20 protein-coding genes are annotated in these 19,871 nt (G+C 68.3%); 10 read left to right on the top strand and 10 right to left on the bottom strand.

Annotation, left to right across the window (positions count from 1 at the left end; all coding sequences use genetic code 11):
• Window positions 1–82 precede the first annotated feature (82 nt).
• Window positions 83–226, bottom strand: coding sequence for a hypothetical protein (locus ACZ7KI_RS01310; RefSeq protein ID WP_470271260.1), 144 nt, complete (start codon window positions 224–226; stop codon window positions 83–85).
• Between the two features lie 87 nt (window positions 227–313).
• Here ACZ7KI_RS01310 and ACZ7KI_RS01305 point away from each other — a divergent pair, with 87 nt between their 5' ends.
• Window positions 314–1,270: a GlxA family transcriptional regulator gene (locus ACZ7KI_RS01305; protein ID WP_470271259.1), complete on the top strand. Its 957-nt coding sequence runs from the start codon at window positions 314–316 to the stop codon at window positions 1,268–1,270.
• A gap of 24 nt (window positions 1,271–1,294) precedes the next feature.
• Here ACZ7KI_RS01305 and ACZ7KI_RS01300 read toward each other — a convergent pair whose 3' ends face one another.
• From ACZ7KI_RS01300 to ACZ7KI_RS01290, 3 genes are all read right to left on the bottom strand, one after another.
• Window positions 1,295–1,987 carry a hypothetical protein gene (locus ACZ7KI_RS01300; RefSeq protein ID WP_470271258.1) on the bottom strand — a complete coding sequence of 231 codons (693 nt, stop codon included), beginning with the start codon at window positions 1,985–1,987 and terminating at the stop codon, window positions 1,295–1,297.
• Between the two features lie 51 nt (window positions 1,988–2,038).
• Window positions 2,039–2,227, bottom strand: a complete 189-nt coding sequence (locus tag ACZ7KI_RS01295) for a hypothetical protein (protein WP_465502932.1) — start codon at window positions 2,225–2,227, stop codon at window positions 2,039–2,041.
• A gap of 78 nt (window positions 2,228–2,305) precedes the next feature.
• Entirely contained in the window at window positions 2,306–2,578 is a 273-nt protein-coding gene (locus ACZ7KI_RS01290; RefSeq protein ID WP_470271257.1) for a hypothetical protein, read from the bottom strand.
• 229 nt (window positions 2,579–2,807) lie between these two features.
• Here ACZ7KI_RS01290 and ACZ7KI_RS01285 point away from each other — a divergent pair, with 229 nt between their 5' ends.
• Both ACZ7KI_RS01285 and ACZ7KI_RS01280 read left to right on the top strand, forming a co-directional pair.
• Window positions 2,808–3,371, top strand: coding sequence for a TetR/AcrR family transcriptional regulator (locus ACZ7KI_RS01285; RefSeq protein WP_470271256.1), 564 nt, complete (start codon window positions 2,808–2,810; stop codon window positions 3,369–3,371).
• A 20-nt stretch (window positions 3,372–3,391) separates the two neighbouring features.
• On the top strand, window positions 3,392–4,591 hold the full coding sequence (locus ACZ7KI_RS01280; protein ID WP_470271255.1) for an FAD-dependent oxidoreductase: 1,200 nt from the start codon (window positions 3,392–3,394) through the stop codon (window positions 4,589–4,591).
• Window positions 4,592–5,047: 456 nt separating this feature from the next.
• On the opposite strand, the gene ACZ7KI_RS01275 is transcribed toward ACZ7KI_RS01280, so the two are convergent.
• From ACZ7KI_RS01275 to ACZ7KI_RS01265, 3 genes are all read right to left on the bottom strand, one after another.
• The gene (locus ACZ7KI_RS01275) at window positions 5,048–6,304 is read right to left on the bottom strand and encodes an HNH endonuclease signature motif containing protein (RefSeq protein ID WP_470271254.1); all 1,257 of its coding nucleotides are present in this window, start codon (window positions 6,302–6,304) and stop codon (window positions 5,048–5,050) included.
• 204 nt (window positions 6,305–6,508) lie between these two features.
• Window positions 6,509–7,975: a hypothetical protein gene (locus ACZ7KI_RS01270; RefSeq protein WP_470271253.1), complete on the bottom strand. Its 1,467-nt coding sequence runs from the start codon at window positions 7,973–7,975 to the stop codon at window positions 6,509–6,511.
• A 10-nt stretch (window positions 7,976–7,985) separates the two neighbouring features.
• On the bottom strand, window positions 7,986–9,494 hold the full coding sequence (locus ACZ7KI_RS01265) for a hypothetical protein (protein WP_470271252.1): 1,509 nt from the start codon (window positions 9,492–9,494) through the stop codon (window positions 7,986–7,988).
• Window positions 9,495–9,661: 167 nt separating this feature from the next.
• Between ACZ7KI_RS01265 and ACZ7KI_RS01260 the strand changes: the two genes are divergently transcribed.
• Genes ACZ7KI_RS01260 through ACZ7KI_RS01245 form a run of 4 tightly spaced genes read left to right on the top strand, consistent with a single transcriptional unit; the run spans window position 9,662 to window position 13,231 of the window.
• Complete coding sequence (locus tag ACZ7KI_RS01260) at window positions 9,662–10,294, top strand: class I SAM-dependent methyltransferase (protein WP_470271251.1); 633 nt, start codon at window positions 9,662–9,664, stop codon at window positions 10,292–10,294.
• A 2-nt stretch (window positions 10,295–10,296) separates the two neighbouring features.
• Window positions 10,297–11,502 (top strand): cytochrome P450 family protein, encoded by a 1,206-nt coding sequence (locus tag ACZ7KI_RS01255; protein ID WP_470271250.1) that lies wholly within the window; start codon window positions 10,297–10,299, stop codon window positions 11,500–11,502.
• Window positions 11,502–12,152 (top strand): DUF6875 domain-containing protein, encoded by a 651-nt coding sequence (locus ACZ7KI_RS01250; RefSeq protein ID WP_470271249.1) that lies wholly within the window; start codon window positions 11,502–11,504, stop codon window positions 12,150–12,152. The genes ACZ7KI_RS01255 and ACZ7KI_RS01250 overlap by 1 nt, the downstream gene beginning before the upstream one ends.
• A complete protein-coding gene (locus ACZ7KI_RS01245; RefSeq protein WP_470271248.1) occupies window positions 12,149–13,231 on the top strand; it encodes a methyltransferase in 1,083 nt (360 codons plus the stop codon). The genes ACZ7KI_RS01250 and ACZ7KI_RS01245 overlap by 4 nt, the downstream gene beginning before the upstream one ends.
• Here ACZ7KI_RS01245 and ACZ7KI_RS01240 read toward each other — a convergent pair.
• From ACZ7KI_RS01240 to ACZ7KI_RS01230, 3 genes are all read right to left on the bottom strand, one after another.
• Window positions 13,157–13,906, bottom strand: coding sequence for an SDR family NAD(P)-dependent oxidoreductase (locus tag ACZ7KI_RS01240; RefSeq protein WP_470271247.1), 750 nt, complete (start codon window positions 13,904–13,906; stop codon window positions 13,157–13,159). The two genes, ACZ7KI_RS01245 and ACZ7KI_RS01240, sit on opposite strands and share 75 nt — an antisense overlap.
• A gap of 199 nt (window positions 13,907–14,105) precedes the next feature.
• On the bottom strand, window positions 14,106–15,062 hold the full coding sequence (locus ACZ7KI_RS01235) for a helix-turn-helix transcriptional regulator (RefSeq protein WP_470271246.1): 957 nt from the start codon (window positions 15,060–15,062) through the stop codon (window positions 14,106–14,108).
• A 51-nt stretch (window positions 15,063–15,113) separates the two neighbouring features.
• Complete coding sequence (locus ACZ7KI_RS01230) at window positions 15,114–16,334, bottom strand: glycosyltransferase 87 family protein (protein WP_470271245.1); 1,221 nt, start codon at window positions 16,332–16,334, stop codon at window positions 15,114–15,116.
• 137 nt (window positions 16,335–16,471) lie between these two features.
• Between ACZ7KI_RS01230 and ACZ7KI_RS01225 the strand changes: the two genes are divergently transcribed.
• From ACZ7KI_RS01225 to ACZ7KI_RS01215, 3 genes are all read left to right on the top strand, one after another.
• Window positions 16,472–17,377: an AraC family transcriptional regulator gene (locus tag ACZ7KI_RS01225; RefSeq protein WP_465502920.1), complete on the top strand. Its 906-nt coding sequence runs from the start codon at window positions 16,472–16,474 to the stop codon at window positions 17,375–17,377.
• A 78-nt stretch (window positions 17,378–17,455) separates the two neighbouring features.
• Complete coding sequence (locus ACZ7KI_RS01220; protein WP_470271244.1) at window positions 17,456–18,298, top strand: dioxygenase family protein; 843 nt, start codon at window positions 17,456–17,458, stop codon at window positions 18,296–18,298.
• Window positions 18,299–18,494: 196 nt separating this feature from the next.
• A complete protein-coding gene (locus ACZ7KI_RS01215) occupies window positions 18,495–19,838 on the top strand; it encodes an erythromycin esterase family protein (protein WP_470271243.1) in 1,344 nt (447 codons plus the stop codon).
• The last annotated feature ends 33 nt before the right edge of the window (window positions 19,839–19,871 follow it).

Here is a 19,871-nt window from a genome sequence, read left to right as displayed (position 1 = left end):
CCCGTGAATGTGGCCCGACCTCGGCGGATGGGGGTCCGGTACCGGCCCCGGCAGCGAACGTGTCGCTCGTGACACCGTGCGCTCAGACGGTGGCGCCACCTCGCCAGAAGGGGCGGCCGACCGGGTCGCCGCCGGCGGCATCCGGGCGTCCCTGCCGCACGTGGTTGCGCTGAAGCAGGTAGGTGACGAGGGCGATGAGGGCGAAGGTGACGATGATTGCGGTCATGGCAGTAAGTTTGCGCCGCCCGACATCCTGCCAACAGTGGCTGTTCTGTCGTTGTGCGTCAAAATCCTGCCAGCTATGCTTCGTCGCATGATGCAGAGCGTCACCGTGGTGCTGATGGACGATTTCGCCCCCTTCGAGTTCGGCGTCGTCTGCGAGGTGTTCGGCGAAGACCGCTCCGATGACGGAGTGCCACTGCTCGACTTCCGCGTGTGCGGGGAGCGGGCAGGAGAGCCACTGAGCCTCGGCCACGGCGTCAAGGTGACGCCGGAATTCGGCCTCGAAGCGACCGAAGACGCGGACCTCATCGTCGTCCCCGCCTGCGACGTGCGCGACGAGTACCCGGCCGCGGTGCTCGAAGCACTCCGCGCGGTTTCGGCACGGGGAGCCACCCTGCTTTCGGTCTGCACCGGCGCTTTCGTCCTCGGCGCCGCGGGCCTGCTCGACGGCAGGCGGTGCACGAACCACTGGCGCCGCAGCGCCGAGTTCCGGAAGCGGTTCCCGCAGGCCCACCTCGACCCGGACGTCCTCTTCGTCGACGACGGCGACATCATCACCAGCGCGGGGACCGCCGCCGGCATCGACGCCTGCCTGCACCTGGTCCGGCGCGAACTGGGATCGGCCGCGGCCACCGTGATCGCCCGTCGCATGGTGGTGCCGCCGCAGCGCGAGGGCGGACAGCGCCAGTTCGTCGAGATGCCGATCCCGGAATGCACCAGCGACAGCCTCCAGCCGGTGCTCACCTGGATGCTCGACACCATCGATCGGGAACATCCCGTCGCCGATCTCGCGCGCCGCGCCCAGATGTCCGAGCGCACCTTCGCCCGCAAGTTCGTCGCCGAGACGGGCACCACGCCGCACCGATGGCTTTCGGCGCAGCGCGTGTCGCACGCGAGGACGCTGCTGGAGGAGACCAGGATGGGCATCGACGAGATCGCGCGCCGGTGCGGGTTCGGCTCGGGTGCCTTGCTGCGGCACCATTTCCACAAGGTCGTCGGTGTCTCCCCGCAGGACTACCGCCGGACCTTCGCCCCGCAGCGCGTCTAGGAACTGTCCGGAAAGGACGATCGCTCAGAGACTGAACACGGTCAGGTATTCCGCGTCCCGCACCACGTAACCGAACCGGGCACGGAGTTCGCGGACGACCGCGCGCATGTGCTCGGCGCCGTAGACCACGCCGATCGTCCCCGGTTCGTGATGCCGCTGCTCGTGCAGCCTGGCCAGCGCGTCCACGAGGAGTTTGTCGCGGCTGCCGCTGATCAGATCGTCGAATTCGGGCATCATCTCGGCGGATTCGGTCCAAGAATCGTCCTCGTCGTCGACGGTCAGGAACCGCGCCAGCATCGCGCGGGTGCCGAAGCCGCGCAGGAACACGCCCAGCGCCGGGGCGAGGAGGGACATCGCCAGCCGGTCGCCGAGCGGGACACGGCGCCAACCGTCGGCGAAATCCGGGCCGTCGAGGTCCGGGCGGATGGTCGGCGCGGTGAAGGTGTCGGCCTTCAGGTCCTGCACCACCAGGCCGAGGCGCTTGCTCTGTGCCGCGAGGCGGTAGCTCGCGGTCAGCCGGGACGCCGATTTCGCCTCACCGACCCCTTCGGCCACCACCACATCGCACGCGTTCGCCTGCCGCCGGACCGCGTCGAAGTAGGCCTGAGTGCCGAGGTGCACCATGGGGAACAGGCGAAAAGTGAGCGCCGACCCCTTGGCCCGCAGGGTCAGCACCACGGCGCGGACGTCCAGTTCGTTCGCGACGACGATCTCCATGGCCACCACCTCCCGGTCCCTGGAGAACGCGTGGCGGGACCGGGAGGTTGCCTACTCTTTCGGCGCCTTGGTGAAGAGTCCGAGTGACTGGGCGAAGGTCGCCCCGCCGACCATCAAGGCGATCGGCAGGGTCTTGACCCAGAAGGCACCCGCGTCGAGCGAGACCAGCAGAGCGATCAGCCCGCCGGCCAGTGCGGCCAGCACGAGCATCCCCAACGCGACGCGAGGCTTCGAGATCATGTGTCCTCCAAAAGCGGATCCGGAGGAGCAAGCCTGGCGGTGGTCCCGACGTGGAACGAGGTCATTTTTGCCGGGCGGTCAGCGGCACCGCGAACTTCCGTCGACCGAGGTCCACGACGGGTACGGCGCGACCTTGGCGACGTTCAGCTTCACGCATTCGCCCTTGCCTTTGGCGACCTTGGCGGTCACGACGATGACCGCGAACGCCGCCGCGCACGCACCGTTGCCCGGCGTGGGAATCGCGCCGCACAGTCCGGCCGCGGCGAGACCGTCCCTCGCGATGGTGTTCGTCGCCTGCTTGCTGAAGACGTAGCTGCAGGTGGCGATCCCGCAATCGAAGTCCCCGGTCACCGTCGTCTCGGCGGCGTTCGCCGGTGCGGCGGGTGCCAGTACGGCGGCGCCGACGGCGAGGGCGGAAAGCAGTCCGATCTTCCTGCGGACAGGTGATCATCGCCGGTTTTGTTCATTCGTCCGGGTGATCGGGCGTTGACGACCTCGCTGACCACCACGTTTGCGGCGCTGGCGAATCCGGACGTACGATCAGGGCAGTCGTACAGGACGAACGCCCTAGGAGGTGACGGTGGCGGATTCCCCGGCCGCGGTGCGCGGTCAGCTGGTACGGCGGCGGTTACTGGAAGCCGCGGTCGCGCTGGTGCCCGAACGCGGCTGGTCCGCGGTCAGTACCCGGATCCTGGCCGAGCGCGCGGGTGTCACGCCGAGCGTCGTGCACTACCACTTCCCTTCACTCCAGGCCTTGTTGATCGAGGCCGTGCTGCGGGCGATGCGCGAGGTCGCCGGAGCCTTCGGGCCGGTGCTGGAAACCGCCGAAACCCCCGAAGCCGCGGTGGACGCCGTGCTGGCGTCGATCGGCGGGTACACCGGCACGGATCCGATGTCGCTGCTGTTCACCGAGGCCTATCTGGCCGCCACCCGTGACGAGACCCTGCGGCAGGGGATCCGGGACGTGCTCGCCGGACTGCGGACGAAGTTCGGCGGCTGGCTGGCGGAACGCGGAGTGGCGGACGCCGACGGTACGGCCGCGGTGCTGTTCGCCACGGTGGACGGCCTGCTGCTGCACCGCGCGCTCGAACCGGAGTCCGACCCGGGGGCCGTCGCGACCGTCCTGCGCCGGCTGGTCCGCTGAACCGAAAGGGAGGAACCCCGATGAAGGTGGCGATCTGCGGTGCCGGGATCACCGGCCTGGCGCTGGCGCACCGGCTCGCGACGCGGGGCGCCGAGGTGGTCGTGCTGGAACGAGCCGCGGGGCCGAGGGAACAGGGCTACATGATCGACTTCTTCGGCCCGGGATTCGACGCGGTCGAGGAAATGGGGTTGCTTCCCCAGATCGAAGACGTGGCATACCGGGTGGACGAAGCGACCTTGCTGGACGACCGTGGCCGTCGGCGGGCGGCGATCGACTACGTCCAGTTCGCCAAGTCGGTGCGAGGCCGCCTGTGCAGCATCATGCGGCCCGATCTGGAGCGGGTACTGCGGACCGGGCTGCCGTCCACAGTGGACGTCCGGTTCGGTGCGGGGGTCGCGGGCGTGGAAGACCTCGGCGACCGGGTACGGATCAAGCTGGTGGACGGTGAGGTGCTCGAAGCCGATCTGCTGGTCGGTGCCGACGGGATCCATTCGACCGTGCGACGGCTGGTCTTCGGCGACGAGGAACGGTTCATGCGCTATCTCGGGTTTCACACGGCGGCGTTCGTCTTCGAAGACGAGGAGATCCGCGCGGAGGTGGGGGAGCGGTTCTGTCTCACCGACACCATCGGGATGCAGATGGGCTTCTACGGTCTCCGCGACGGCAGGCTCGCGGCCTTCGCCGTGCACCGCGCGACGGATCCGGCGCTGCCTGGTGACACACGAGAGGCCTTACGCACGACGTACGGCTCACTCGGCTGGGCGGTGCCGAAAGCACTCGAACGCTGCCCGCCTTCCGGGGAGGTGTACTACGACCAGGTCGCGCAAATCGAGATGCCGTCGTGGAGCCGCGGCCGGGTCGTTCTCGTCGGCGACAGCTGCTACGCCGTCTCGCTGCTCGCTGGGCAGGGCGCTTCGCTGGGAATCGCGGGTGCGTTCGTCCTCGCCGACCGGCTCACGCGGACACACTCGATCGAGACCGCTTTCGCGGAGTACGAAAAGCTGGTCCGGCCGGTGGTGACCGAAAAGCAACAGGTCGCCCGCCGGGGCGCGCGCTGGTTCCTGCCCGCGAATCGGTTGCTGCTCCAGGCGCGACGGGTCTTCCTCCGGGTGGCTCGGCTTCCGGGGCTCGAGCGTCCGTTGGCGGCGGCCGTCACGGGCAAGTCGACGGCGGTTGTCACGAAGCTGCGGCAGGAGGCCGAGAGCCGGAGCGGCTCGTGACGGTGTTGGCTCTGGACGGCCGGGTCGTGAGTGGCGATTCGGGTTCCTGAGGGGTGGCGTTGTCAAGTCTCTGTCTCGCGGGTGGCGGGCTGGCGGCTCGGCTGTCCGGAAGGGATGTTGCTTCCGATCGACGTGCCCGGAGTGTGTACCGGGTCGGTACTTTCGCGTACTTGAGCGGACGTCACGCGTACCGTCGCCGAGCCCGTGCCGTGAAGGCGGGCGGCGCCACCCACGGCCCCACGCCACGAACACGACACATTTGCCTTACTTCTCAATAGAACCCGAATCGCCACTCACGACCAACGGGACCACCCTGACCCGCAGCCTCAAGTCAGGAAAGTCGGTGAAGGCCTCCTTCCCTGCTTTGAGGGTAGGGAAGGAGGCCTTCACGGACACGCCGCATTGGGCTTACCTCTCGATAGAGCCCGTGGTGGATCTCGCGTTCGGTGCGTCGGTCTATGTTCTGAGGTGCATGGTGTTGCGCCTCGGTTCGCCTGTCGGGTCGAGGTAGGCGGGTGGGGTGAACTCGGGGAGTCCGTCTTGGGCGATTTGGACTTTCCATTCGCTGTGGTGGATCAACCGGTGATGCTTGGTGCAGAGGAGTACGAGATTGTCGATCTTCGTTTCGCCGTGGTGCCGCCAGAAGACGATGTGATGGGCCGTGCAGCGGGGTACGGGCATGTCGCAGCCGGGGAAGGCACAACCTCCGTCGCGGATGGTCAGCGCGTACTTCTGCGCCAGCGAGACGGTGCGTTTGGATCGGCCGATGTCCAAGGGTTCGCCCGCGGTACCCAAAACACCGGGCCGGACGCGGGCGTCGCAGGCGAGGATGCGGGCGTCGGTGGCGCTGATCGGCCCGACCAGATCCAGATGCGCTTCGCCGAGGTCGTTGATCAGGTCCTCATACGACATGGTGACCAGGATGTGGGTGGCTTCCCCGGCTTGGCCGGGGAGGTTCCGGCTGGTGGTCTTCAGCCGCACGTAGTCGGTGAAGGCGTCGCCGTAGCGTTCGTCCTGGGTGCGGGAGTCGCGGACTCCGTCGATGGCTTTGTGGGGTTTGGCCATCGGGTCGAGGTCGGACTTCAACCGCGCATAGGTCTCCAGGTCGAGCCTGGCTTTGAGCCCGAGGGTGCCGTCACGGTGTTTGACGAACCGCAACTCCGGCCGGGTGTCTTTCGGGTCCTCACTCCGTGGCTCTTTCCCGTCAGGATCCAGCTTGTCCAACAGGCGACGTCCGGCGCGGGCGATCTGCCGAGGCCCCGCCCGGCGCGCCAGATCGACGAGGATCTTCTCCCCGCCCCGCACGTCCTCTTCCGAGACCGTGGAGGGGATCCGGGCCAGGGTGCGGATGATCGCGTCGATCTGGCTGCCGCCGATCGCACCCTCGGCGGCGGCTTCGGCGGTCAAGGGCGCCAACGGCGGCTGGGGGTCTCCACCGATAGACGGCCCCGGATGCAACGCCAGAACCCGATCAGCACGGACTCCGGCTTCCTTGTCCGTGACCTGAAAGTCCTCGAAGATCAACGCCGCCAGCGTCGAATGACCCGAGCATCCACGAACACCGCGGGAATTGATTTCCGAGAGGATCGCGTACTGCTCCGCCTCCAACTGCCGCTTCAGAACCTCGATTTCCTGCTTACGGGCATGCAGCGTCGCAGTATCGGCACGCCACCACTCGGAGCGCACCGCCTGAGGACTGTTTTCGCTGGACACAACCCCAACAATACCCGCGTTCGAACACCTGTGCTATCGCATATTCAGACTACTGCGGCACCGAAACTACGTGGAGCACCAAACTTACAAGACGTGTAGTCACCTTCACTGCGAAGCTTTCCGAAGGACATGTTGAGACGGCCGTGAGTGGTGACAACGGTTGGAACCGTCGTCACCACTCACGAGACCCGAAGCCCAAGAAACCTAAGGGATCTGCAATTCGTTCGAAAGCGCCACATCCAGCGAGAGATCCAGCTGCCGGTCCATGAAGCCGAAGACCGTGTCGATCATCCCGGCCACGACGTCTCGCTGCTCCGGCGTCACCGGCTTCCCCGGGAACTCCGGGGCGGCCACGGAAGAACGTCCGGACAGGTAGTCCAGCCGCAGCGACCCTGCCGCTTCCACCTCCGCGGCCAGAACCGCCGTTCCTGCAAGGAAAACGTCCGTCGCGGCCGCCAGTGCCTTGGTCAGCCACAGCCGCGACATCGGATCGGGATGTCCGGTGGCCAGTTGCGTCAGCACGACCCGGTGATGCCGGTGGACGTCCATCGTCCGGCTCAGGTAGTAGAACTCCAGGGTGTCGCCGGCGTTCCAGCCGAGGAGTTCGTCCAGATCGAGTACCTTCCAGTCGTGGACGAACAGTTCGGCGCGAGCGGTCAGCCCGGCGACCCAGTCGTTCACGGCGTGCTCCAGGTCGGATGTCGGTGCCGTGTAACGGAAAGCGTTGCGGCCGAGATCCGCGTAGCCCATGACGTCCATCGCCCACAGTGGCAGAAATCGTTGCAGCGCCTTGATCGCGGGCACTCGGTCGCCTCGGTGGCGGAGCCAGGTGTAGAACGGATGCGTGGCGTGCCGGGCCTGGCGGTCCCGCAGGAGTTCCCGCAAGGGCTCCTGTGTGGGATGTGCGGCGGCCTGACCGGTCGAGATGGAAGCGACGGGCGCGACGGGTTCGAGCGCGCGAGGGCGCGGGAGAGTCCCGGTGACGACGTGCTTCAGCACGTAGCCGTGGATCGCGTCGAGGATCTCGCTGAACACCCCGATCATGACGTCGGCCAGTTCGCGGGCCCGCTCGCGGTGCGCGTCGTCGAGCACGACGGACTCGAAGACGCCCTCGGCGCCCTCGCCTTCGGCCTCGATGTGGTGGGCGCCGAAGTACAGCATGGTCAGGCCGGTGCGCTCCGCGAGTTGCCCCGCGACCGCGGAGATGTGCTTGAAGAACAGCTCCCGTGCGCAGAGTTCGCCGACCTCGGCATGCGCGAACCGCAGGAGCGGGTCGCCGCCGTCGGCCGCGGCGATCGAGAGGAAGTACAGGCACTTGTCGCGGATGACCTCGTTGACCTCGGCCTGGAACAGCCACCACAGGGTGTCGGAGGCGTCCCAGCCCAGACGGCGGTCCAGGCCCAGTCGCCGCCAGTCTTCCAGGAACAGCCGCGAGTGCGTCTGGTCCTCGAAGGTGTGGATGTTGATGCCGCGTTCGAGGTCGTTCGCCGCGTTCGGGTAGCGCAGCACCCATTTGTTCACGTCGCGGAACCCCATCGCGACCGTGGCCACCGTCGGCAGGATCATCAGCCGGTCTTTGAGCGGCGTCTCGTCCGAGGCCAGCCAGTCGAACAGCGGATGGTCGTCGAGCGCGGCGACCTTCCCCTCGACGTAGTTCAGGATGTCCTTCACGTCGCGCTCCTCACCGGATACCGAACTTGTTCGAAAGGGCGACGTCGAGCGAGATCTCGAGCTGCTCGTCGGCCGCGTCGAACACGGTCTCGATCATCTCGGCGGCGATCTCGCGGCCCGCCGCGTCCATCGGCCGGTCCTTGAATTCGAGCGCCAGCGGGGAGACCGACGGCTGGTGGGCGATCTCGTGGCGGTCGCCGAGATAGTCGAGCCGGATGTCGGTGTTCGCCTCGACCTCGTCGGCCAGCGCCTTGGTGTGCCGGAAGAACGGCTCACCGCTGGTCTCCAGCGCGTGCAGGAGCCACAGCCGCGACAGCGGATCCTCGTTGCCCGCGGCCAGTTCGGTGAACCGGACGATGTTGCGCCGGTGCACGTCGGTCTGCGGGTCCAGGTAACAGAATTCGAGGGTGTCGCTGCTGTTCCAGCCGAGGATCTCGTCCAGTCCCAGCTGCTTCCAGTCGTCGAGGAAGAGCGTGTTGTGCGTGGAGAGGTCGTCGACCCACGCGTTCACCGTGCGGTGCAGGTCGGACGACGGCTCGGCGTACCGGATCGCGTATCGGTTGAGGTCGCGGTAGCCCATGACGTCCATGGCCCACATGGGAATGAACCGCCGCAGCGCCTGCAGGGCGGTGATCCGGTCGCCCCGGTTCTCCAGCCAGGAATAGAACGGATGCGCCTCACTGCGCTTGCGGCGCTCGGCCAGCAGTTTCTGCAGGGGCTCCTGGCTGGCGTGCACGACACCGCCGGTGCTCGGCCGCAGCCCCGGCAAACCCGCGGCGGCGCGATTGATCATCGGCCGGAGATCGGGTCGCGGAGCGATTCCGGACGAAATGTACTTTTCCGCGTAGATCATCCACATGTCGAGCTGGTCGGAGAAGATCTCGTAAATCGTGTCGGCGAGTTCCAGTGCCTGCGCGAGCCGTCCTTCGTCCAGTTTCTGCTCGGCGAAAAGGTCTTCGCAGTCCATATGTCCGGATTCGAGCGCCAGATGGAACGGGCCCATGTACGGGAGCTCGATTCCGGTGCGCTCGGTGAAACCGATGGCGATCTTCGACGCGTGCTTGAAGAACACCGATCCCAATGCTTCCATCATTTCCGACTGGGCGAACCGCAGGAGCGGATCCTTGGTGTCGGCGATGGCCATCGACAAGAAGTACACGCCGTGGCCGCGGGCGACCTCGTTCGCCTCGGACAGGAACAGCCACCACAACGTGTCGCTGGCCGTCCAGCCGAGTTTTTCGTTCAACCCCAGCAGTTTCCAGTCCTCGAGGAACAGCCGCGAGTGGGTCTGGTCCTCGAAGGAGTGGATGTTGATGCCGCGTTCCAGGTCGTTCGCCGCCTCCGGGTAACGGAAGACCCACTTGTTCACGTCCCGGAATCCCATCGAGAACGTCGCCATGGCCGGCATGATCAGCAGCGGATCCGGAACCGGCGTTTCGGTCGAGTTCATCCATTCGAACAATGGGTGCCGATCGAGATCTTCCTGACGTTTCGCCACCAGTTTCAGGACGTTCTCCACAAGACCACCTCATCTCCCCCCGCCAGATGCAGGGCTTGCCTGACTTGGGGGCAATTCTGCTGGTGGTTCCGACGGCGTCGCATCTTCGCTGGTGCGAGTGTTTCGAGCGCATCCCCCGCACACACGAGGATGACCGCGGTGAGCGGGCCCGATTAATGTCCGGGACCATGCATCCACGTTACCGGCATGCCGCTGCCATCTATGACAAGGCATTTCCGTTCTTCTCATTCGGCGCCGGTCCGAAGATCCACGAAATCGTCGCGCGGACGGTCGTGGTCGCCGACGGCGGCACGGTGGTGGACGTCGGTTGCGGGACCGGGCTGATGCTTTCGATGCTGCGTGAGCGCGTCGGGCCGTCGGGCCGGGTCATCGGGCTCGACATGACGGAGCCCATGCTGGACCGGGCACGGCAGCGGGTTTCCGGCGGCGGCTGGAAGAACGTCGAACTGCGGTGTGCGGACATGACCGGATTCGACCCGGGCGCCGAGGCCGACGCCGCGGTCTTCGTGCTCAGCCTCAGCGCCGCCGAGCCCGCCGAGGTCTTCCACCACACGCTCGGGTATCTGCGGCCCGGTGGCAGCGTCGTGATCGCCGACGGCATTCCGGCGCGAGGTCGCTGGTATCACCCGGCGATCAACGCCTACGCGCGTTTCCGCGCGCCGCTCGTCGGCTCGGATCTCGGCCGGGCGAGGGAAATCGAGCGGTTGGCGCACGAACATCTCGAAGACGTCCGCACCTCGGTCATCTGGGCGGGTCTGTACACGATCATCAGCGGCCGCGTGCCGAACAAAGGGGGATAAGCGTGTCCGTTCAACCGAAGGAACTGTTCGGCCCCGAGTTCATCCGTGATCCCTATCCGACCTACGCCTGGCTCCGCGAGCACGATCCGGTGCACCGGTTCCTGTTGCCGCAGGGGATGCCGGCGTGGCTGGTCTCGCGGCACGACGACGTCCGTGCGTGGCTGGCGGATCCGCGGCTGGCCAAGGATCTGGAGCGCTTCCTGCCGCCGGAGGCCTTGCCCGGCGAGTACGTGCGCGACGTGCTCACCAAGAACATGCTCGCCAGTGATCCGCCCCGGCACACCCGGTTGCGGCGGCTCGCGTCGAAGGCGTTCACCGCGCGGCGGGTCCAGTCGATGCGGCCGCACATCACGCAGTTGGCCGATGAGTTGCTGGACGAGATGGGCGACGAGGGCACCACGGATCTGATCGACACCCTGGGCCTGCTGCCGATCACGGTGATCTACGAACTGCTCGGCGTGCCCCAACGTGACTGGGAGGCGTTCCGGGCGTGGTCGGTCCTCGGTTCCGACGAGCAGTCGACCGGCAGCGACGACTTCGAGACCTCGACCAAGTCGCTGAAGGAGTACACCCAGGCCCTGATCGCGGACAAGCGCGTGACCCCTGGCGAGGACCTGCTGTCCGATCTCATCGTGGCCCGCGACGAAGGTGACGCGCTCTCCGACGACGAACTGGTCGCGATGGTGTTCCTGCTGCTGCTCGGTGGCCAGGAGACGAGCATCAGCCTCATCGGCGCCACCGTCTACCACCTGCTGGGCCATCCCGACCAGCTCGCGCTGCTGCGCGCGGAGCCGGAGCGGCTGCCGTCGGCGATCGAAGAGGTACTGCGGTTCGACGGCCCGGCGATGAACGCGAGTATGCGGTTCGCCGTCGAGGACATCGAGATCGGTGGCGTGCCGATCCCCGCGGGCGGCATCGTGTTCCTCGGGCTCGGCTCCGCCGGGCACGATTCGGCGCATGTCCCGGACGGCGACAGCTTCGACATCCGCCGGTCGGTGTCCAAACACCTCGCCTTCGGACACGGTGTGCACACCTGCATCGGGTCGGCGCTTGCCCGGCTCGAAGGCGAGATCGCGATCGGCAGGCTGCTGGACCGCTACGCCGAACTGAGCCTGGCCGTACCCCGGGACGAGCTGAAATGGCGGCCCGGCATGCATTTCCGCGGTCCGGCCGAACTGCCGGTCAGTTATCGGGTGGAGCCGAGGTGATGCCGGAGATCTCGGTCGCCCCGGAGCGTCCCCGCAGCGATCGGCTCGATGCCGACATGTCGACAGTGCTCGACTGGTTGCGTGACTACGTGAGCGCGCCCTCGGCGCAGATCGGCAGGCCCGGACCGGTCTGCCCGTTCGTGCCTGCCGCGTTGAAAACCGGCGCGATCCGGATCAGTTTCCACTACGGCGTCGACGCGTGCGACGCCGACGAGCTGCGGAGACTGGTCAGTGCGGAGCTGAGCGAGTTCAAACGGCTGACCGAGCCACCGAAACAGTCGGGGATCTCCCTGGACAGCCTGCTGGTGGTGCTCCCGGACGCCGTCGAGGAGGGGTGGCGGCGGATCGACGAAAGCTATGGCGACCTCAAGGATCTGGCCGTCGGCGACGGGCTGATGATCGGTCAGTTCCACCCGGCCTGCGCGGAGCCCGCCGTCCGTAATCCGGCGTTCCGGGTGTCGCGGTCGCCGATCGCGCTCTACGCCATCCGGCACATGGCCCCGCACGACGCGTTGTTCCTGCACGTGGAGCGGGGCTGGTTCCGGAAGTACGCCGCACGGTTCGCCTTGCACGCCAGGCGATCGCGGACCGATCCGCTCATCGGCGAGCTGTACCGGCGAGCCTGGAACCGTTACGGAGGAGGGAAATGACCGAGAGCGTGCAGATCAGGCAGATGGTCTTCGGGCAGCTGCTTTCCCGCGCGGTGTGCACGGCGGCCGAACTCGGCCTTTCCGACCTGCTCGCCGCCGGACCGCTGTCGGTCTCCGACCTGGCGGAGCGGGCGGGTGCCGATCCGCGGCGGCTCGCGCAGCTGATGCGCGCGCTCACCGCGCATCGGCTCTACACCGTCCGCACCGACGGCGCGTACGAACTCGCCCCGCTCGGCGCGGCCTTGTGCACCGGCGCGCCCGGATCCGCCCTGCCGACGGCGTTGCTCGCGGCGGGGGAGATCGGCGCCGCGTGGACGGGGATGGCGGAGACCGTGCGCACCGGCGCGCCGTCCTTCGATCGACGGCTGGGAGTGGACTTCTTCACCCACCTCGGCCGCGATCAGCGGCTACGGGCCCTCTTCGATCGATCGCAGACGCACGACCAGGAACTCGAGATCGACCGGTTGCTGGCGGCGGTCGATTTCTCGGGGTACCGCCGGATCGTGGACGTCGGTGGTGGCGACGGGGCGCTGCTGGCCCGGTTGCTGAGCGAGCACCCGGGTACCGAAGGGGTGCTGCTGGACAGCCCGAAAGTCGCCTCGACGGCGAGCGCGCGGATGCGGGACGCCGGGCTGACGCAGCGGTGCACCACCCTCGGCGGCGACTTCTTCGGTGCGGTGCCCGGTGGGGGAGATCTCTACATACTGCGTCAGATCCTGCACGACTGGGACGACGAACGCTGTGTCGAACTGTTGCGTGCCTGCCGTCGCGCGATGCCCGGCGAAGCGCGGCTGATGATCATCGAGCGGGTGGTCGAGGACGGCGCGACCGGCCAGGACGCGCAGTTCGCCGCGCTCATGGACCTGTACATGATGACCGTGCTGGGTGGCGAGGAACGCTCCGGACGCGAGTTCGGCGACCTGCTCGGCAAGGCGGGGTTCACCGTGCGCGAGGTGCACCGGCTGCCGACGGCGGTCGCGGTCATCGAGGCGGTCGCGACGCCGTCACCAGGTGGGGTGCGCGGACACTCCGCCGTCCACGGTCAGGTTGTGCCCCGTGATCCACGCGGCGAGCGGTGAAGAGAGGAACAGACAGGCGTTCGCGACGTCGTCGGGCGTGCCGAGCCTGCCCAGCGGCGCGGCCTGTGCCCAGCGCCGGACGCCGTCCCGCCAGTCGTCGCCGAGGCCGGGGCGGTCGATGAGGCCGGGGGAGACGGCGTTGACGCGGATACCTCGCGGCCCGTATTCGAGCGCGGCCGCACGGGCGTGCATGACCAGGGCGGCCTTGGCGCTGCTGTAGTGCGCGTGTCCCGGCGCGGGCTGAGCGGCCTCGATCGAGGCGATGTGGACGACGCTGCCGCCGGTCATCACCTCGGCCGCGGCCTGCGTGCAGGAGAACGCGCTGGTGAGGTTCGTGTCGAGGACGGCGCGCCAGCTTTCCGCGGACATCCCGGGCAGTGGCTCGACCGGCTGCACGCCGGCGTTGTTGATCAGCGTGTCCAGCCGTCCGGTCCAGGCGGCGGCGTCGGCCACGAGCCGTCGGCATGCGCCGTCGTCGGACAGGTCGGCGGCGAACGCGGCGGCGGTGCCTCCGGCCGCCTCGATCCGTTCGACGAGCGCGTCCGCCGACGCCTGGTCGCGGTGGTAGTGCACGGCGACGGCGCTGCCCGCCTCGGCGAAGCGCAGGGCGATGCCCCGGCCGATGCCGCCACTGGCCCCGGTGACGAGGGTGGTGGTGCCGCTCAGGTCCAGCATCGGCTTCCCTTCGGTGCCTGCCGCGATTTCGTTTCGCGGACGGCGGTGTTCGTCTGGTGTGCTGCGCCTGCCGGTTTCGTGGCGCACCCTTGGTCGGGCCGGAAAGGCGCCCTGGGCAAAGTGCATCCGGACCCCGTGCCCCGCCCTGGGAAGCGGGCTTCGCAGTGGTGGTTCCGCCGCTTCGGAGCCCGCTCGCGGGTCATTCACCGTCGTGGAGCGTCCGCAGCGGTGAACGACCGTAAGCGCGGCGATAGTAGTGCGCGAACCGGCCCGGATGGAGGAAACCCCAGCGTGCGGCGATTTCGGTGACCGTGGTCCCGGTCGTGGGGTCGGCGGCCAGCAGTTCGCGATGCGCGTGGTCGAGGCGGACCCGGCGGAGCTGCTCGGTCGGGGTGATACCGAGGTGGCGGCGGAAGGCGTACTGCAGCGCGCGGACGGTGACGTGCGCGGCCGCGGCGATGTCGGCCACCGTGATGTCGCGATGGGCTTCGGATTCGATGAAGGCGACCGCCCAGCGCACCGTGCGCGGATGGGCGTCGCGGCGGTCTTCGATGGTGGGCTCGTCCAGCGCGGTGTTCGGGAACGCGGTCAGCACGGCGGCGGCGAGCGACTGACCGGCGGCGGCCACGACGAGAGGGGTGCCCGCGAGCGGGGGAACCGTCCGCAGGGCTTCGGTGACGTAGTCGATGGTCCGGGTCAGATGCCGTGCCGCGGCCGGCGTCACCGGACTCAGGTCGGTGAACAGGATCGGCCCGGTGCCCGCGACCTGGGACAACAGCGGGAACGGGAGGGTGACGGCCTGCATGTCCCCGTCACCCCAGTGCGCCCCGAAGGGTTCGCCGTCCGGGTCCGCGGAAGCGAGGAAGACCTCGCCGGGACCGAATCGGTGGTCGACGCCACCGCTGCGGAAGTCCATCACCATGGTGCGCGGGTGGCCGACCAGCACCATCGGCAGCGGACCGACGGTGTAGGCGATCTCGTCGGTCTGCCCGCTCGAATCGATGGCGAAGGCGCCGGCGGTCAGCCTGGTGTGGCGGAACGAGTAACCGGTCTTGCGGCCGGTCATCCGCGCGCTGGGCCCGTACATCTTCACGAGGTACTCGCCGGCCTGATCGCAGTCGGTGGTGTGGAAGACCAGATGCTCGGGAACCGGCATCGCTCCTGCGTACACGCATTCCCCGGGGCGCGGGAGAGCGCAACCAGGTGACTAACGGCGGGTAAGGAGAAAGGAGCATTCAGCTCCACTGTCACCACGTCCACGCAGCGCGAGGACTCCCGAAACGACCACGAAGACCAGGCCCGCGAGGACATAGCAGTTCCCCAGCCACTGCTGCGCCGTCGTCCACGCCTGGCCCGGCCGGTCGAAGGCGGGGAAATACCGGAACGGCGCGGCGACGAAGATCGTGGCGACGATCGCGGTGACGGCGAGCCACGCCGCCGCTTGCCGGTGATTCCGGCGCCTGAGCACCGCGTAGGCCGCGGTGGTGAACAGCGCGGGCGCGATCCACACCCAGTGATGCGACCACGACGTCGGCGAGATGAGCAGGGCGAACGTCGCGTTCAGCAGCAGCGCGGGTACCACTGCCGAGCGATACATCGTGAATGTCACCAGTACCAGCAGCACGCCGGTCAGGACGAGCCACCACGGCTTCGCGGCGGCGGAGTCGACGCCGAACCGTGCCAGTACGGCCTGCAGGGTCTGGTTGGTGTGGAACGAGGTGCCGCTGATCCCCGACGCTCCGGCGAGCCCGCCGAACCAGTACCGGGCGGAGGCTTCCGGGGCGACCGCGAACGCGAGGGCCGAGGCGGCGACGAAGGTGCCCACGGCGGTCAGCGCGCCGCGGAAGTCCTTGCGCACCAAGAAGAAGAGCAGGAACGCCATCGGTGTCAGTTTCACGGCCGCGGCGAGACCGACGCCGATGCCCCGGTAGCGGCCCCGCGCCAGCAGGCAGTCGGCCGCGACGAGGCCCATCAGGAGCAGGTTGATCTGGCCGAAGCCGAGTGTCTGCCGCACCGGTTCGAGGAAGAGTGACGGCGTGATCGCCAGCGCCGCGATGAGCAGCGCCTTCCGTCGATCACCGGACGGCCACAGGCTCCGGGTGATCGCGTAGAAGGTGATCCCCAGTGCGGCCAGGCTGAGCGCGAACAGCAGGATGACCGCGCCGGTCCACGGGAGCAGGGCCAGCGGGGTGAGCGGCAGCGCGGCGAACGGCGGATAGATGAACAGCAGCGGGATGCCCGCGTCGGAAAGCGGCAGGGCGCCGTAGAGATCGCCGCCCTTCCACAGGGTGTCGACGCCGAAGCGGTAGATCTCGAGGTCGCTGTGGGAATCGCCCGTCGTCGCCCACGCCACGACACAGGCCGTCGCCAGTGCGGTGAACACGCCGAGCGACCACGAGGCCCGCCCGCGCGACGTGGCGGGAAGCATCGTGTGGTGGCCCCTTCGACGGCGGTGAGTGCTCCCGGACTGTACCGAGGGGGTCGAGAGGCGACTTCCGTCGGCTGCGACCACCTCCCGTATTGGTCTAGACTTTTCCATCCCAGTGTGGTGAAAGGGACCGGTCCATGCGCGGAACGACGGTGTTGCCGAGGACGCCCTGCCTGCAGCCGAAGGCGGGGGAATTGCCACTGCACCGGCTGGAGGTCCGCGCGCCGGACGCCCTGCCGTTCGCGGTCGGCACCTTCGACACGATCGGCCCCATGTCGCGGGCGTCCTTCCCGCATCGGCACACCTTCTACGAAATCGTCCACATCATCGGCGGGACCGGTGACCACGTCGTCGATTTCACGCGCTGGGAAGTGCGGCCGCCACAACTCGCGGTCATCGCACCGGGGCAGGTGCATCATTGGGATGCCCGCGATCTCAAGGGATATGTCGTCCTGTTCACCGACGATTTCCTGCTCGACCATCCGGCGGATCGCGAAACCCTGCGAAGGCTGAGCCAGCAGCCGTGGCAGCTCGACGATCGCGCGGCGGAGGAGACCGCGCGGCTCGTCACCGAACTGGACGAGGAATTCCGCTGTGGCGGCCAAGGAACCGATTCGGTCCTGCGGGCATTGATGCACGTCCTGATCGTGCGGGCGGGGCGGCTTCCCGGACTGTCCGACGCGCGCCCGCCCGCACGGGCTCAGGCGGTGGGAACGGAATTCGCCAGGTTGCTCGGCAGACCCGACCTCGGCCTGTGGTCGGTCGGCGCGCTCGCGGAACGCATCGGTGTCACCCCGGGATACCTGACGGACGCGGTGAAAACGGCGACCGGCCGGACGGCGGCGCAATTGATGCGCGAGGCGAGGACGCGGGAGGCCAAACGGTTCCTGCTCGGCACCGATCTCTCCGTGCGGCAGGTGGCCAGCCGGGTCGGCTTCGCGGATCCCGCCTATTTCTGCCGGTTCTTCCGGCGGGAAACGGGATTGAGCCCCGGCGACTATCGACGGACGGGCGACGCCGCCCCGGAGATTCACCACGACTGACCAACCCAGTCCATCGTCCGCAGCTGATCTTCTCCATACCGTCGAGGGTGATTCCCGAAGCCCCCACGAGGAGCAGGTATGGACGAAGAGAACAAGCTCAGCCGGAAGACGGTACTGCGGGCGGCGCTCGCCGCGGGGGTGGCGGCTCCGGTCGCGCTCATCGGCGGCCCCGCGCTCGCGCGCACCACCGTCGCGAGCGGCAAGGCGCCCGAGCTGACCCCGGCCTGTGACGACGGTGACGACCCGACCCCGCCGCAGACCGAAGGTCCTTATTTCAAGCCGAATTCCCCACAGCGGACCTCGCTCGTGACGCCGGGCACGCCCGGTACGAGGCTCACCGTGTCCGGATACGTCTTCGGACTCGGTTGCCTGCCGATCGCGCGGGCGCTGCTGGACTTCTGGCAGGCGGACGTCAACGGCGCCTACGACAACGTGGGGTACACCTTCCGCGGTCACCAGTTCACCAACGACCAGGGCGCGTTCACCCTGAGCACGATCGTGCCCGGCCTGTACCCCGGCCGGACGCGGCACATCCACGTCAAGGTGCAGGCGCCGGGCAGGCCGGTGCTGACCACGCAGCTCTACTTCCCCAACGAGCCGCGCAACAACACCGACTCGATCTTCGACCCGCGGCTGCTGATGACCGTGCGGGACGTGGGTTCGGCCAAGGAGGGCGCGTTCGACTTCGTGCTGAACGTGCCGCAGACGCCGACGTCGACCTCCCGGCCCACGAGTACGACGCCGACGACGTCGACTTCGACCTCCAACCCGCCCGGCGGGACGACCTGGGCGGCGGGAACCGGCTATTCCGCGGGCGCCCGGGTCACCTACAGCGGTCGCGGTTATGTGTGCTTGCAGGGGCACACGGCCCAGCCCGGCTGGGAGCCGCCGTCCACACCCGCGTTGTGGCGCGCGGAGTGAGGAACGGCCGCTGCGGAGGGAGATAAACGCGGGTGGATTCCCGCCGCCGGGACCCACACCCCGGCGGCGGGGGCCACCCGCTCTCACCCGGGGGGTGGGGTTTTCCCCCGTACGAAGTCGGAGTCCTGCTACAGCGCGCCGCCCCCGCTCCGCGGACGATGATCGTCTCCGACATCGGAGCGAAGGGGTGAACGGTATGACGAACGACCGGAAGCGTTGGGGTAGACGGGGATTGGTGGCGGCCGCGGTGGTCGTGACGGGAGCGGTGCTCGCTCCCGCGGTGAGCCCCGCCGTCGCGCAGGAGGCGGCCACGTCCTGGCAGGACCCGGTGCGGTCGCTGGAGCGGGCGGCGCATCCGCTGCGTTCGACCGAACCCGGGCGGAACACCGCCGACCTGCGTGCCCTCGGCGGGATGATCGGCGGTGCGAAGGTGGTCGGCCTCGGCGAGGCGACCCACGGCTCCCACGAGTTCTTCACGATGAAGGAGCGGGTGTTCCGCTATTTGGTCGAGGAGAAGGGGTTCCGGGCCTTCGCGCTGGAGCTGAGCTGGTCGGCGGGCCTGGAGATCGACGAGTACGTCCAGACCGGCAAGGGCGACGCCCGCGACCTCGCGAAGCGGACGCTGGCCGGTTCTCCCTGGGATCGCGAGGAGTTCGTCAGCCTGATCCGGTGGATGCGCGACCACAACCGCGCCCACCCCGGCCGCGCCGTGCATTTCGTCGGCGACGATCTCGGCGCGCCTTCGGTGAACGACGCGTTCTTCGCCAGGATCACCGACTACGTGCGGCAGCACCACCCGGCGGAACTGTCCCGGCTGAACCGGCTTTACACCGGTCTGCGCCCGATCGACGACGCGTTCGCCTACCTGCGCAAACCGCTCGACGAGCGGCTGCGGCTCGCCACGCAGGCGGAGCAGGCCTACGAGCTGATCAAGGACCTTCGCGGCGCGGAAGACCGAGACTGGGCGGAGCAGCACGCCCGGTTCGTCGCGCAGACCGCCCGGTTCCTCGCGGTCGACCTCGCGGACCCGAAAGGCCTGCCCACCGCGCAGATCCTGCGTGACCGGGCGATGGCGCAGAACGTCGCCTGGTGGCAGCGCCGGACCGGGCACAAGATCCTGCTCTCCGCGCACAACGGCCACGTCTCCTACGTCACCGACAATCCCGGTCTGTACCCGAAGACGCAGGGCGCCTTCCTGCGCGAAACGCTCGGCCGGGACTACCTGCCGATCGGGTTCAGCTTCGACCGGGGTTCCTTCCTGTCCAAGGACAAGGCGCTCGAAGGCGACTGGAAGCGCTTCTCCGTTTCCGCCGCGCCGCCCGGGTCGAACGAGCACGCCCTCGACCAGGTCCGATTCGAGGATTTCTACCTCGACGTCCGCACCGCTCCGCCGTCCGCGAAAGGCTGGCTGGACACCGCCCGCCCCACGCGCACCATCGGCACGCAGTTCCCCGTCGATCCCGCGGCCATCGCGCTCGGGCGGTCCTACGACGTCGTGATCCACCTGCACGACGTCCGTCAGGCCGAGCTGAGAAAATAGTGACCCGCGCCCGTTTAGGGGTTTTTAACCCCA

It is taken from the genome of Amycolatopsis sp. NPDC039088, assembly GCF_055598845.1.
Note: the sequence above shows the minus strand (reverse complement) of the source record. Positions and strands in the feature narration are given on the sequence as shown.